The 13,521-nt window shown below is 72.6% G+C and carries 11 protein-coding genes; 5 read left to right on the forward strand and 6 right to left on the reverse strand.

From position 1 onward, the window contains the following. Positions 1–47 precede the first annotated feature (47 nt). On the reverse strand, positions 48–1,871 hold the full coding sequence (locus ASF38_RS15100) for an NAD(P)/FAD-dependent oxidoreductase (RefSeq protein WP_056554421.1): 1,824 nt from the start codon (positions 1,869–1,871) through the stop codon (positions 48–50). 114 nt (positions 1,872–1,985) lie between these two features. Here ASF38_RS15100 and ASF38_RS15105 point away from each other — a divergent pair, with 114 nt between their 5' ends. From ASF38_RS15105 to ASF38_RS15115, 3 genes are all read left to right on the forward strand, one after another. Then, positions 1,986–3,167: a GAF domain-containing protein gene (locus ASF38_RS15105; RefSeq protein ID WP_055967757.1), complete on the forward strand. Its 1,182-nt coding sequence runs from the start codon at positions 1,986–1,988 to the stop codon at positions 3,165–3,167. A gap of 88 nt (positions 3,168–3,255) precedes the next feature. Further along, positions 3,256–4,461: a hypothetical protein gene (locus tag ASF38_RS15110; RefSeq protein WP_056577084.1), complete on the forward strand. Its 1,206-nt coding sequence runs from the start codon at positions 3,256–3,258 to the stop codon at positions 4,459–4,461. A gap of 73 nt (positions 4,462–4,534) precedes the next feature. After that, on the forward strand, positions 4,535–5,866 hold the full coding sequence (locus ASF38_RS15115; RefSeq protein WP_200914540.1) for a lipase family protein: 1,332 nt from the start codon (positions 4,535–4,537) through the stop codon (positions 5,864–5,866). Here ASF38_RS15115 and ASF38_RS15120 read toward each other — a convergent pair. After that, the gene (locus tag ASF38_RS15120; protein WP_055967763.1) at positions 5,863–6,378 is read right to left on the reverse strand and encodes a gluconokinase; all 516 of its coding nucleotides are present in this window, start codon (positions 6,376–6,378) and stop codon (positions 5,863–5,865) included. The genes ASF38_RS15115 and ASF38_RS15120 overlap by 4 nt on opposite strands. A 32-nt stretch (positions 6,379–6,410) precedes the next feature. Between ASF38_RS15120 and ASF38_RS15125 the strand changes: the two genes are divergently transcribed. Further along, entirely contained in the window at positions 6,411–7,094 is a 684-nt protein-coding gene (locus tag ASF38_RS15125; protein WP_055967765.1) for a FadR/GntR family transcriptional regulator, read from the forward strand. A 23-nt stretch (positions 7,095–7,117) separates the two neighbouring features. Here the strand turns inward: ASF38_RS15125 and ASF38_RS15130 are convergent, their stop codons facing one another. From ASF38_RS15130 to ASF38_RS15140, 3 genes are all read right to left on the reverse strand, one after another. Further along, on the reverse strand, positions 7,118–8,497 hold the full coding sequence (locus ASF38_RS15130; RefSeq protein WP_055968568.1) for a GntP family permease: 1,380 nt from the start codon (positions 8,495–8,497) through the stop codon (positions 7,118–7,120). 144 nt (positions 8,498–8,641) lie between these two features. Then, positions 8,642–11,317: a DEAD/DEAH box helicase gene (locus ASF38_RS15135; RefSeq protein WP_082480790.1), complete on the reverse strand. Its 2,676-nt coding sequence runs from the start codon at positions 11,315–11,317 to the stop codon at positions 8,642–8,644. A gap of 60 nt (positions 11,318–11,377) precedes the next feature. Continuing rightward, a complete protein-coding gene (locus ASF38_RS15140) occupies positions 11,378–11,698 on the reverse strand; it encodes a putative quinol monooxygenase (protein ID WP_055967767.1) in 321 nt (106 codons plus the stop codon). A gap of 99 nt (positions 11,699–11,797) precedes the next feature. Here ASF38_RS15140 and ASF38_RS15145 point away from each other — a divergent pair, with 99 nt between their 5' ends. Next, complete coding sequence (locus ASF38_RS15145) at positions 11,798–12,931, forward strand: serine hydrolase (protein ID WP_056577087.1); 1,134 nt, start codon at positions 11,798–11,800, stop codon at positions 12,929–12,931. Positions 12,932–12,946: 15 nt separating this feature from the next. On the opposite strand, the gene ASF38_RS15150 is transcribed toward ASF38_RS15145, so the two are convergent. Continuing rightward, positions 12,947–13,342 (reverse strand): co-chaperone YbbN, encoded by a 396-nt coding sequence (locus tag ASF38_RS15150; RefSeq protein ID WP_056577090.1) that lies wholly within the window; start codon positions 13,340–13,342, stop codon positions 12,947–12,949. Between the last annotated feature and the right edge of the window lie 179 nt (positions 13,343–13,521).

Below are 13,521 nucleotides of genomic sequence, written 5' to 3' on the forward strand. Positions count from 1 at the left end.
GGTGCCGCCGCGGCGTCATCGGCCGGCGGCACCCGCGGTCCGTTCCGTCAGGCCGTGTGGTGGACCTCCTGCAGCCCGTGGACGGGGGTCGGGATGCCCTCGTAGCGGGCCTTCAGCTGCAGCGCCAGGTACAGCGAGTAGTGGCGCGACTGGTGCAGGTTGCCGCCGTGCATCCACAGGTTCTCGACCTGGGTGGGCTTCCACATGTTGCGCTGCTCGCCCTCCCACGGACCGGGGTCCTTGGTCGTCTCCGATCCGAGGCCCCAGCACTTGCCGACGCGGGCCGCGGTGTCCTGGTCGACGATGTCGGCCACCCAGCCGTTCATCGAGCCGTAGCCCGTGGCGTAGACCACGAGGTCGGCCTCGAGCTCGGTGCCGTCGGCCAGGACCACGGACGTCTCGGTCAGGTGGTCCACCTGGCCGTGCGCGAGCTTCACCCGCCCGTCCGCGACGAGCTCGGCCGCGCCGACGTCGATGTAGTAGCCCGACCCGCGGCGCAGGTACTTCATGAACAGGCCGGAGCCGTCGTCGCCCCAGTCGTGGTCGAAGCCCGCGGACTCCAGCCGCTGGTAGAAGTCCGCGTCCCGCTCGGCCATCTGCTCGTACAGCGGGATCTGGAACTCGTGCATGATCCGGTAGGGCAGCGAGGCGAAGATCATGTCGGCCTTCTCCGTGGTGACGCCTGCCTCGACGGCCCGCTCGGAGTAGAGATCGCCCAGGCCGATGTCCATGAGGGAGGCCGACTTCACGATGTGCGTGGAGGAGCGCTGCACCATCGTGACGTCCGCGTCGTTCTCCCACAGCGCCCCGCAGATGTCGAAGGCGGAGTTGTTCGAGCCGATCACCACGACCTTCTTGCCTGAGTAGGCCTCCGGGCCGGGGTGCTGGCTGGAGTGCTGCTGCTCGCCGGCGAAGACGTCCTGGCCCGGGAGCTCCGGGACGTTGGCCTTGCCCGACATGCCGGTCGCGAACACCAGCTGGGTGGGCCGCAGCTCGATGGACTCGCCGTCCCGCTCGACCGTCACGCTCCAGGTGCCGGCGGCCTCGTCGAACGTCGCCGACCTCACCGTGGAGCGCGACCAGTACGGCACCTCCATGACCCGGGTGTACATCTCGAGCCAGTCGCCCACCTTGTCCTTGGGTGCGAACACCGGCCAGTTCTTCGGGAACGGCAGGTAGGGCAGGTGGTCGTACCAGACCGGGTCGTGCAGGCAGAGGCTCTTGTAGCGCGAGCGCCACTGGTCGCCCGGCCGGTCGTGGCGGTCCACCACGAGGGCCGGGACACCGAGCTGGCGGAGCCGGGCGCCGAGTGCGATGCCGCCCTGTCCGCCGCCGATGACCAGCGCGTACGGCTGCGTGCCGTGCCCGAGGTCGGCCTCCTCGGCGTCCCGCTCCTCCTTCCAGGACGGCCTGCCCTTGGAGAGCTCGTGGCTGACGCCCTGGGGTCGGGTCTCGCCCTGGTTCTCCTCGTGGCCCTTCAGCTCGCGCAGCGACGTGAGCAGCGTCCACGCCCCCTCGTCGGTGAGGCGCAGGTGGCCCTTGCCGCGGCCGACGCCGGTCTCGAACGCGATCCAGGCCTCCACGACGCCGTCGGCCTCGGTGGCCGGCTCGGTGAGCGTGAAGGCGCTCGGGTCGACGCGGTCGAGCACGTCGTCAAGCAGCGTCTTGACGCCCGCCGGGTCCTCGACGGTGGTGATGTTCCAGGTGAAGGAGACGAGGTCGCGCCAGAAGCTGGTCGGCGCGAAGAGGGACGCCGCCCGCCCGGTGTCGCGTGCTGTCAGGGCGTCCTCGAAGTCGCGCAGCCAGGACTCGACGCGGGTCGAGGGGTCGGCGGGGTCGGTTGCGGTGGGCGGGTCCAGCAGCTCGGTCATGGTCTCTCCTCGGGTGTCCGTGGACCTGCAGGACACCGCCCCGCCGGGTGTCCCGGGAACCGTTGCACGATGTTGCAACGTGGCCGGGGTCACACTCGGGTCGGAGGTGGCGCCATGGCAGGCTTCGCGGCGGTCGGACCGGGGACCGACCTGGGTCGGCACGCGCAGGAGCTCGCCCGGGTCCGTGACGCCGTCCTCTCCGGGACGCGGTCGACGTCGCCCCTGCGTCCCGTGGTCGCACGGTCGTGGGCCCGCACCCTGAGCGCCGGCGTGCGGCCCGACGTCGCCAACGCCCGCGACCCGCTGAAGGTCGGCGAGGTGGAGCGCCGACGTCGGGACTCCCGCCTGCGTCTCGTCGTGGAGGAGCTGGCCTCGGTCGTCGAGCCCGTCGCGGAGGCCTCGCACTTCCTGCTCGTGCTCACGGACGCCGACGGCGTGATCCTGTGGCGGCGCGGTGCTGCTGCGGTGCGTCGCCAGGCCGACGCGCTCGGCTTCGAGGAGGGAGCGCTCTGGACGGAGGAGGTGGTCGGCACCAACGCGATCGGCACCGCGCTGGCGGAGCAGGCGCCGGTGCAGCTGTTCTCGGCAGAGCACTTCGAGCAGCACCAGCACCCGTGGTACTGCACCGCCTCGCCGATCCACGACCCGGTCACGGGAGATCTCCTCGGCGTGGTCGACGTGAGCGGTCCGGCGATGACCCTCCACCCGGCGGTCGTCGCGCTGGTCGGGACGGCAGTGCGCCTGGCCCAGCTGGAGCTGCGTCGTCAGCACGAGTCGAGCCTCGCCAGGCTCAGGGACGCGACCGAGCCGCTGCTCACGGCCGCGGCGGGACCCCACCTCCTGGTCGACGAGCACGGGTGGGTGGCGCGCGCCGTCGGTGTCCGGGCCCCCGAACGGGTGGCCGCTCCGTGCGCCGGTCTGTCGCAGCGTGTGCTGGGCCTGGGTCTCTGCGTGCCCGAACGGCTGGGTGACGGGTGGGTCCTGAGGGCCCGGCCCGACGACGCCGTGGTGCGAGCCCGGCTGGTCGGCGGGGACCGTCCACTGCTGACGCTCGACCACGCGGGAGAGCCCTGGAGCGTGGGGCTCTCGGCCCGGCACGCGGAGGTGCTCCGGATCGTGGCGGCCGCCGGTCCCGCCGGCATCACCGCGGCGGGACTCGGCCGCGCTCTCTTCGGCGACGACGGCCACGAGGTCACCGCTCGCGCGGAGGTCTCGCGCCTTCGCCGTGTCGTCGGTGCGCTCGTGGAGTCCTCGCCCTACCGGCTGAGCGACGGGGTGGAGCTGCTGCACGGGTGAGGGGCGAGCGCGAGCGGGACCCCGCGCTCGTGTCGAGAATCGTTCCCGTTACTGTTCATGGGAATCGTTCTCGACTAGGGGAGTACCCATGCACCTGTTCCACCGATCCCGGCTGCGCGCGGCCGCCGTCGTGTCCGCCCTCGCCCTGGGTGCCGCCGCATGTGGCGGCGGGGGAGGTGGCGACGACACCGCCGCCTCCGACGTCGGCCAGCAGCTCTCCGGCCCGCGCCTCGTCCTCACCACCGACGAGGGTCTGCTCGTGCTGGACCGCGACTCACTCGAGCCCGTGGCCACGCTCCCGTCCGAGGGCTTCGTGCGGGTGAACCCGGCAGGCGACGACCGGCACGTGTTCGTGTCCACCACCGAGGGCTTCCAGCTGCTCGACACCGGGGTCGAGGTCGAGGCGCACGGCGACCACTCGCACTACGCCGTGGCCGGCAAGCCGCGGCTCGGGGAGACCTTCGAGGCGCCCGAGCCCGGTCACGTGACGGTCCACGACGGCACCACTCTGCTCTTCAGCGACGGCGCCGGCACCATCCAGGAGCTCGACACCGACGACCCGACCACCGTCGTGGACACCGTGGAGCTGTCGTCTCCGCACCACGGTGTCGCCGTGAACCTGGACGGCGACCTCCTGCACACCGAAGGCACGGCCGACGAGCGCTCGACCGTGGTGCTCCGTGGGGCCGACGGCACCGAGAAGGCCCGCACCGACGACTGCACGGGCGTGCACGGCGAGGCCACGGCAGCGGACGGCGTCGCCGTCGTCGGCTGCGAGGACGGCGTCGTGGTCGTGCGCGACGGCGAGATGACGAAGATCGACAGCCCGGACGCCTACGGCCGCATCGGCAACCAGGCCGGCAGCAGCAGCTCGCGCGTCGTGCTCGGCGACTACAAGGTCGACGCGGACGCCGAGCTCGAGCGCCCCGAGCGCATCAGCCTCGTCGACACCGAGTCCGACGAGATCCGCCTCGTCGACCTCGGGACCAGCTACTCGTTCCGGTCCCTCGGGCGCGGGGCGGCGGGCGAGGCACTCGTCCTCGGGACCGACGGGGCGCTGCACGTGCTCGACGCCGAGTCCGGTGACAGGCTCGACACGATCGACGTGCTCGAGCCGTGGCGCGAGCCGCTCGACTGGCAGAAGCCCCGTCCGACGCTGCACGTCGACGGTGACACCGCCTGGGTGACCGACCCGAGCACCAGGACGCTGCACGAGATCGACGTCGCGTCGGGTGCTGTCGTCGACTCGGTGACGCTGCCCGCCGTGCCGAACGAGATCGTCTCGGCCGGCTGAGGTCGGCGCAGACGTGGGGAGCGGTGGACGTCCGTACGACGCCCACCGCTCCCGGCGGACCCACCCTTGACGCGTGACGCGCGTCACTGTCACGCTCACCCTGCGCGACCGAGGGTGTCGCGCGATGGGGGAGTCGCCGATGTCCACGTCCATGCCCACGTCCTCGCCCGAGACCCGCACCGGATCGCCGCGTCCGCGCCGGTCACGGCGGCTCAGGACACGCCTGGCCCTCGCCGCCGCCGCGGCCCTCGCGGGTGGGCTGGTCGCCGCGCCGCCGGCGTCCGCAGCCGACTTCTACACCCCGCCGGCCTCGGTGTCGGGCGCACCCGGCACGGTCGTGCGCAGCGAGCCGTCGCAGTTCTACCTCGACCCGTTGAAGCTGCTGAAGGCCCCGGCCGACGTCACCCGCGTCATGTACGTGAGCGGCAACGCCGACGGACCCACGGTGGTCACCGGCACGGTCCTGCAGCCGCGCACCCGCTGGATCGGACGAGGCGAGCGGCCGGTCGTGGCCTATGCCGTGGGCACCCAGGGCATGGCCGACCGCTGCGCGCCGTCCCGGCAGCTGGCAGCCGGCACCGAGTACGAGGGTGCCTTCATCAAGGGCCTGCTCGCGCGTGGCTACACGGTCGCGGTCACCGACTACGAGGGTCTCGGCACGCCCGGTGTCCACCCCTACGTCGACCCGCGGTCCTTGGGGCGCAACGTCCTCGACTCGGTCCGCGCCGCGCAGAGGCTCGGCATCGTCACCTCCACCGCACCGGTGCTGGTCTCCGGCTACTCCGAGGGCGGCAACGCGGCCGCGGGCGCGCTGGAGCTCGCGGCCGGGTACGCGCCGGAGCTGAGGCTCAAGGGCGGCTACGCCGGGGCGGTCCCCGCCGACCTCGCCCGGGTGGCTCCGAAGCTCGACGGCTCGCCGTACGCGGCGTTCCTCGGCTACGCCGTCGCGGCGCTCGACGACGCCGAGCCGCAGCTGGGCATCCGCGACCTGCTCAACGCGCGCGGCCAGGACTTCCTCGACCGCGTGCAGGACAGCTGCACCATCGACGGGGTCGCCTCGTTCGCCTTCACCCGCACGAGCGACCTCACGGTCGACGGTCGACCGATTTCGGCGTTCCTGAGCCGTCCGGACATCGCCGCGGCCCTGGCCGAGCGACGTCTCGGCTCGGCGCGGCCCACGGTGCCGAGCCTCGTCGCGCACTCGGGCCTCGACGACGTCGTCGACTACGCGCAGGGCCGCGACATGGCGCGCTCCTGGTGCTCCAAGGGCGCGAAGGTGCGGTTCCAGACGCTCGTGACGCCGACGCACGTCGGGGGAGCGGTCGCCGGGTTCCCGAACGCCTTCGCGTTCCTCGAGGGTCGGGTGGCGGGGACGCCGTTCCTGTCCACGTGCGGCCTCTTCTAGCGAAGACCTCGCACGGCCTCGACGCCCCGGTCGACCACCAGGTCGAGCGGGGCGTCGACGTCGATGGCCACGCCCGGCTCGTCGGGCTCCAGCGGCTCGAGCGTGTCGAGCTGGCTGCGCAGGAGGGTCGCCGGCATGAAGTGCTCCCGACGGCGCATCCGGGCGTCGAGCACGTCCACGTCGGCCACGAGGTGCAGGAACGCCACGGAGCCGGGCGGCTGGTCACCACGCAGCAGGTCGCGGTAGGTCCGCCGCAGCGCCGAGCAGCCGAGCACCGTGGGGATCCCTCGTGCGGCGTGGTCGGCGAGGATGCCCGCCAGCTCCTCGAGCCACGGCCGCCGGTCGTCGTCCGTGAGGGGCGTGCCCGCCGACATCTTCGCGATGTTGGCGGCCGGGTGGTGGGCGTCGCCCTCGACGTAGGTCATGGAGAGCCGGTCGGCGACGCGGCTGCCCACCTCGCTCTTGCCGGTGCCGGAGACCCCCATCACGACCACCTGCAGTGCGCCGGTCATCGAGCTCCCTCCCACGCTCTAGAGTCAGCGCCATGGTGACGGCACACTCCGAGGTCCTGGCCGACCTGGGTCCGCGCGTCGTCGACGGCCGCCTGGCGCCCGGTGAGTCCCTGACCCTCGACTCGATCAGTGCCGACTACGCGGTCTCGCGCACCGTGGCCCGCGAGGTCGTGCAGGTGCTGGCGTCGATGGGCCTGGTGGAGAGCCGGCGTCGGACCGGGGTGACCGTGCTCCCGGAGGACCGCTGGGACCACTACGCGCCCGCGGTGCTCCGCTGGCGGCTGGCCGGACCGGGACGTGCCCACCTCCTGCGACAGCTGTCGCAGCTGCGCGCGGCCGTGGAGCCGCCGAGCGCCGAGCTCGCCGCGCACCACGCTTCCGACGAGGTGCGGTCGCAGCTGCTCGACCTGGCCGACGACCTCGAGCGCACCGGCGCCGGTGGCGATCTCCGGTCGTTCCTCGAGCTCGACGTGACGTTCCACCGGCTGCTGCTCCAGGCGTCCGGCAACGTGATGTTCCAGGCCCTCGGGGGCGTGGTCGAGGAGGTGCTCCGCGGGCGGACCGACCACCACCTCATGCCGTCCGAGCCCAAGCCCGAGGCGCGTCGCCTGCACGCGGCCGTCGCGCGTGCCGTCGCCGAGCGTGACGGCGAGGCGGCCCGATCGGCCATGCACGCGATCTGCGCCGAGGTCGTCGCCCAGATGCGCGACGACTGACCGCAGGTCGCTGTCGGACGTGGTCATCCGACAAGGGGGTAGAGGGCCGCGGCGACCGCGAAGGCCGACACGCCCAGCGTCGTCTCCATCACCGTCCACGTGCGCAGCGTCGTCTTCTCGTCCATGCCGAAGAACCGGCTGACCAGCCAGAAGCCCGAGTCGTTGACGTGCGAGAGCACGGTCGCGCCGGCTGCCACCGCGGTGACCAGGAGCGCCACCTGCACGTCGGACAGGTCCGTGGTCTGCGAGGCGATGAGTCCGGACGCCGTGGTCAGCGCGACCGTGGCCGAGCCCTGGGCGACGCGCAGCGCCGTCGCTAGCAGGAACGCCTGCAGCAGGAGCGGGATGCCGAGGTCGCCGAGCGAGTCGGTGAGCGCGTCGCCGATGCCGCTCGTGCGCAGCACGCCGCCGAGCATGCCGCCCGCACCCGTGATGAGGATGACCGAGCAGACCGGCCCGAGCGAGGCGTCCAGCAGGCCCTGGGTCTCGGACAGCGTGCGACCGCGTCGGCCGATGGTCGCGATCGCGAGCATCAGCGTCAGGAGCAGGGCGACGGGCGTGTTGCCCAGCAGCACGAGGGTCTCGACCAAGGCGTTGCCCTCGGCCACCGTGCCGTTCGTGACGAGCGTCGTGAGCACCGTGTTGAGCCCGATGAGCACGAGCGGTACGAGCAGGATCGACAGCACGAGCGAGAACGGGGGCGGTGGGGCGGTGGATCCGGATCCGTCGTTCTGCTCGCCCATGAGGATGGTCGAGACCTCGACGTGGACGCGCTTGCCGACGTACCGGGAGAAGAGGTAGACGCCCACGTACCAGGCGACGATCGCGATCGGCAGGTTCACCAGCAGCACGACGCCGAGGTCGCCGCCCATGACCGTGCCGGCGGCGACGGGTCCCGGGTGCGGCGGCAGCAGGGCGTGCGTAGCGGCGAACGCGCCTGCAGCAGGGAGGGCGTACAGCAGGACGGAGCCACCGAAGCGACGCGCGACGGTCAGGATGATCGGGAGGAACACGACCAGGCCGGCGTCGAAGAAGATCGGCAGGCCGAAGAGGAACGCGGCGACGCCGAGCGCGAACGGGGCGCGCGCCTCGCCGAAGCGGGTGACCAGCGTGTCCGCGAGCACCTGGGCGCCTCCGGACGCCTCGAGCAGTCGGCCGATCATCACGCCGAAGCCGACGAGCAGAGCCACCGAGGCGAGCGTGGAGCCGAAGCCCGAGGTGAGCGCGAGAGGTACGTCGGCCAGCGGGATGCCGGCGGCCACGGCCGTCAGGAGGCTGACGAGCACCAGTGCGATGAACGCGTGCAGGCGCACGACGATGATGAGCACGAGGAGCACGGCGACCGCGACGGCCGCGATGAGCAGCAGGACGCCGGTGCTGTGCACGGGGGTGATGGGATCCATGAGGGTCTCCGAGGTCGGGAGCGGGGCGACCGGCGTGAGCCAGGTCACCCGAGTGTGCCGCAATGGTAGTACCAATGCAACGTCTCAGCCTCCACGCGCTCCGTCGCAGGCCCGTCCACGGGGACGAGGCAGGTGCTGTCGCCCTCAGCGGCGCAGGCGCACCAGGTCCCCGAGCTCGGCGTCCGTCAGCTCCGTGAGCGCGCCCTCGCCGGCGTTCACCACAGCGTCGGCCAGGGCCCGCTTGGAGGCGATGAGCTCGGCCACCGACTCCTCGATGGTTCCCTCGGCGATGATCCGGTGCACCTGGACCGGCTTGGTCTGACCGATGCGGTGCGCGCGGTCCGTGGCCTGGTCCTCGACGGCCGGGTTCCACCAGCGGTCGTAGTGGATCACGTGGTCGGCCCGTGTGAGGTTGAGCCCGGTGCCGCCGGCCTTGAGCGACAGCACGAAAACCGGCACCTCGCCCGCCTGGAAGCGGGTGACCATCTGCTCGCGGACCGGGACCGGGGTGCCGCCGTGCAGGAACTGGGCGTCGATGCGACGTTCGGCGAGGTGTCGGGTGAGCAGGTGGCCCATCTGGGCGTACTGCGTGAACACCAGGACCGCGCCGTCCTCGGCGATGATCTCGTCGACCAGCTCGTCGAGCATCTCCAGCTTTCCGGAGCGGCCCGAGAGCGTGCTCCTCGGCTCGCGCAGCAGCTGGGCCGGGTGGTTGCACACCTGCTTGAGCTGGGTCAGCAGCCGCACGACCAGCCCGCGGCGCTGCATGCCGTCGCTCGCCTCGATCTGCGCCATCGCCTCGCGGACGATCGCCTCGTAGAGCCCGACCTGCTCGCGGGTCAGGTGCACCCGGTAGTCCGTCTCGGTCTTCGGCGGGAGCTCGGGAGCGATGCCGGGATCGCTCTTGCGGCGCCGCAGCACGAAGGGACGCACGAGCCTGGACAGCTCGCCCGCGCGGTCGCGGTCCTGCCCTCGCTCGATGGGCCGCGACCAGCGACGACGGAACTCCTCGAGCCCGCCCAGCAGCCCGGGCGTGGTCCAGTCGAGGATCGACCAGAGCTCGGTCAGCCCGTTCTCGACCGGGGTGCCCGTGAGAGCCAGGCGCACGGGTGAGGGGATCGCTCGCAGCGCCTTCGCGCCGGCCGAGCGCTGGTTCTTGACGTACTGGGCCTCGTCGGCGACCACGACGCCCCAGCCGCGCTCGAACGTGGCCAGCAGGCGGGCGTCGCGTCGCAGGGTGGCGTAGGTGGTGACCACGAAGCCGTTCTCCACGCCGTCGAGGCTGCGTCCGGCGCCGTGGTGCCGGCGGACCTCGACGCCGGGGGCGAAGCGTCGGATCTCGCGCTCCCAGTTGCCCACGACGGACGCCGGGCAGATGACGAGGGTGGGGGCGGGCTCGTCGCCGGCCTCGCGGGCGAGGTCCTCCAGGTGCAGGTGCAGCGCGATGAGCATGACCGTCTTGCCCAGGCCCATGTCGTCGGCGAGGATGCCGCCGAGCCCGAGGTCGACCAGCTGGGCCATCCACCGCAGCCCGTCGCGCTGGTACTCACGCAGGGTCCCTGCGAGCCGGGGCGACGGCTCGACCGGGTCGCGCGACCCCTGGTGCGCGAGGCGCTGACGTACGTCGTCCAGCCAGCCCTCGGTGTCGACCTGGGTGCGGACGTCGTCGACCTCGACCTCGCCCGTGACCGCGGCCCGCAGCGCCTCCAGTGCCGTGATCTCCTGGCTGCGGTGCTCGAGCATCGCCCGGGTGCGGGCAGGGTCGACGAGGACCCAGCGGTCGCGGAGCTGGACGAGCCCGTGCTGGGACTCGGCCAGCAGGTCGAGCTCGGCGGAGGTCAGCGTCTCGTCCCCGAGGGCGAGGTTCCAGTCGAAGCGGAAGACCTGCGCCCGGGCGAACGCCCGCGGGCGGTCGTGAGGCATCGCCTCGCCGACGCGGCGCACGGTGGGGCGGGCGTCGAGCTCGCGCACGAGGCCGTCGGGCCAGAGCACCTCCATGCGGTAGGCGCGCAGCAGGCTCGAGACACGGGTGCGTCCGAGCTCGCCGATCTCGGCCGCGGTCACGGGGACGGAGCCGGTGTCCAGACGGCCGAGCAGGCGCGTGAGGACCGGCCACGCCGCGGCCGCCGTGGTGATCAGGGTGCGCACGCCGGGCCGGGACCCCGGTCCGAAGTGGTGGTCCTCCTTGCGCCAGATCTCCGCCACGTCGACCGCGGCCCAGGCGGCGTCGAGCGGCTTGACGCGCAGTCGCACGTCCGCGACGGGTCGATCGGGATCGTCGGAGTCCTCGGCCGCACGGAAGGTCACGACGAGCTGGCCGCTGAAGTGGCGCGGCCGCACGGGCGCGCGCTCCACCAGGGGCGGAGGCGCGACGCCGTCGCGCGAGGTCGCCGAGGCGGAGCTCCCGGGGCGTCCGGGAGTGCCGGCACCGAGATCCTGCGGCTGGGTCGCGACGGCGGGCGCATCGACCGCCAGGGCGGACAGGAAGCCCCGCACCTTGGCCTGCGCCGAGGCCGGGTCGGGGCCGATCGCGCGGGCTGCGTCCTGCAGCTGGGAGGCCGCGGTCGAGTCGGGAGCGGCCAGCCGGCCGGAGGCCATGAGACGCAGGGCGAGGATGGCCGGCGTGGCCCAGGCGCGCACCGAGGCGTCCGCGTTCATGGTCCGGATGCCCTGACTGAGCGCGCCGATGGCCTCGGTCGCCGTGGCCCGCTGCTCGCCGTCCGGAGCCCGGAACACGAAGCGCGAGTCGGCCGGGTCCTCGGCGACCTCGAAGTCGACCGGATGCCTCAGCAGCAGCCTGAGGTCGGTGGTCGTGGGCATCCGACCATTGTCCCTCACGGCCCCAGCGCGTCGTGCAGGGCGTCCATGGTGACCGTCGGGTCAGTCGATCTGCAGCTCGCCCATCGGTCCCCATCCGTCGACCGGGACCTGGTGGCTGATGATCTGGGGCGTCGAGACCAGCAGGGGGCGCATGGCCTCCAGGCCGGCCGCGAAGTGGTCGCTCGACACGTGCGCCTCGGCGGCGTCGTCCTCGAACCCCTCGACCAGCACGTAGGTGTGCTCGTCCTCGAGGCTGCGGGACCACTCGAAGAAGAGGTTCCCCGACTCGGCGCGTGTGGCCTCGGTGAACGGTCCGACCGCCTCGGGGAACGTCTCGGCGTGCTCGGGTCGCACGGCGAACTTCACGACGATGAGGATCATGGGGGTCCTTTCGGAGGAGGTGGGTCCGGATCGACCCTAGGTCGCGTCGGCGAGGTCCGCAGCCTGCGCGCTCCCGGGGTGCGGTGAGACAGTGGTCGAGTGCGCGCTGCCCTCGTCCTGCTCTCGTTGCTCGCGCTCGCGGGTGCCTGCACGACCGCGCCCGGCGACGACGACCGCCCGAGCGGGGGTACCTTGGGTGGCTCGCTGCCCACCCTCGCGCCGCCTCCCGAGGTCTGGCCCGCGGGGGAGTGGGACCGCGACGAGGCCGGCCGGTGGGACGAGCTCGACGACGCCGCGGCATCGACCGGCAGCACCTGTGTCGCCGTGGTCGAGGACGGCACGCTCGTCCACCGGTGGACGGCGCCTGGCGCGACGGCGCGCACCGCTGGTCCGGTCTACTCGGTCACCAAGTCCGTCACGGCCCTGCTCGTCGGCATCGCCGTCGACGACGGGCTCCTCTCGCTCGACGACCGAGTGGCCGAGCACGTGCCGCAGTGGGAGGACGGGCCCTCTGCCGACGTGACGGTCGAGCAGCTGCTGTCCATGACGTCGGGGCGGCGATGGAGCTACGACGTCGACTACGGGCGGATGATCCGTCGCGAGCCCGACAAGACGGCGTTCTCGCTCGGTGTCGGTCAGGAGTACCCGCCGGGTGAGCACTGGGAGTACGACAACATGGCCGTCCAGGTGCTGGCGGCGGTCCTGTCCTCGGCCAAGGGCGGCGACGTCGAGGGCTTCGCGCGGGAGCGACTGCTCGACCCGCTCGGGCTGCGCGACACGACGTGGGACCGCGACCCGTCGGGCGCCACCACCACGTACTCCGGCATCCGCTCGTCCTGCGACGACCTGGCGCGGATCGGCCTGCTCGTGGCCCGTGACGGCCGCTGGGACGGCGGACGGATCGTCTCGGCCGACCTGGTGCAGCGGCTGACGGGCACGTCCTCCAGCGACCTCAACGCCGCGTACGGCGGCCTGTGGTGGATCAACGCCGAGGGCCGGGTGCAGACGATCGAGCGGGCCGCCGGCTTCGGCGCCGACCGGCCGCCCACCACGGGCCGCCTGGCGCCGGACGTGCCGGCCGATGCCCGGTGGGCGATCGGCTACGGCAACCAGATCCTCGCCGTGGTGCCCTCGCGCGACGTCGTCGCGGTGCGCATCGGCGCCCGCCCGTCCTCGCCGGACGACCTCGGTGCAGCCGACCTCACGTCGCGGGTGCTGGCAGGTCTGGCGTGACCAGCCGGACGGGACTCAGTCCCGCAGCTCCTCGGGGACCTCGGGCTCCGCGGCCTGCGCCTCGGCGACCTGACGGTGCACGTCGTCCATGTCGAGGTCGCGCACGGCCTGGATCACCTGGTCCAGCGCGGGCGCCGGCAGGGCACCGGGCTGGCTGAAGACGAGGACGCCGTCGCGGAACGCCATGAGGGTGGGGATCGACGTGATGCCGGCGGCACCGGCGAGCTCCTGCTCGGCCTCGGTGTCGATCTTGCCGAACGTGACGTCCGGGTGCTGGTCGCTGGCGGCGTCGTAGACGGGAGCGAACTGGCGGCACGGGCCACACCAGGAGGCCCACCAGTCCACGAGGGTGATGCCGTCGGTCGTGACGGTCTCCTCGAAGCTCTTGGCGGTGAGGTCGACGGTCGTCATGGTGATCCTCTCGAAGGGTGCGGTACGTCGGTGTCAACAGCCGTGCCCGGGACGACATTCCCTGTGATCCTCGTCCTGTTGCGTCATGAACCTCCCGAAGGGTGCTCTCCCCACCTGTCGCCGCCAGCGGCGGACCAGAGAGGACCGTGGGGGACCAGTGAAGTACGACCGGCCGGTGT

Source organism: Aeromicrobium sp. Leaf272 (assembly GCF_001422865.1).
Lineage (GTDB): Bacteria > Actinomycetota > Actinomycetes > Propionibacteriales > Nocardioidaceae > Aeromicrobium.

Coding starts and splice junctions, on each gene's coding strand:
- ASF38_RS15100 (WP_056554421.1), bottom strand. CDS start 1,871: ATGACCGAGCTGCTGGACCCGCCCACCGCAACCGACCCCGCCGACCCC.
- ASF38_RS15105 (WP_055967757.1), top strand. CDS start 1,986: ATGGCAGGCTTCGCGGCGGTCGGACCGGGGACCGACCTGGGTCGGCAC.
- ASF38_RS15110 (WP_056577084.1), top strand. CDS start 3,256: ATGCACCTGTTCCACCGATCCCGGCTGCGCGCGGCCGCCGTCGTGTCC.
- ASF38_RS15120 (WP_055967763.1), bottom strand. CDS start 6,378: ATGACCGGCGCACTGCAGGTGGTCGTGATGGGGGTCTCCGGCACCGGC.
- ASF38_RS15125 (WP_055967765.1), top strand. CDS start 6,411: ATGGTGACGGCACACTCCGAGGTCCTGGCCGACCTGGGTCCGCGCGTC.
- ASF38_RS15130 (WP_055968568.1), bottom strand. CDS start 8,497: ATGGATCCCATCACCCCCGTGCACAGCACCGGCGTCCTGCTGCTCATC.
- ASF38_RS15135 (WP_082480790.1), bottom strand. CDS start 11,317: ATGCCCACGACCACCGACCTCAGGCTGCTGCTGAGGCATCCGGTCGAC.
- ASF38_RS15140 (WP_055967767.1), bottom strand. CDS start 11,698: ATGATCCTCATCGTCGTGAAGTTCGCCGTGCGACCCGAGCACGCCGAG.
- ASF38_RS15150 (WP_056577090.1), bottom strand. CDS start 13,342: ATGACGACCGTCGACCTCACCGCCAAGAGCTTCGAGGAGACCGTCACG.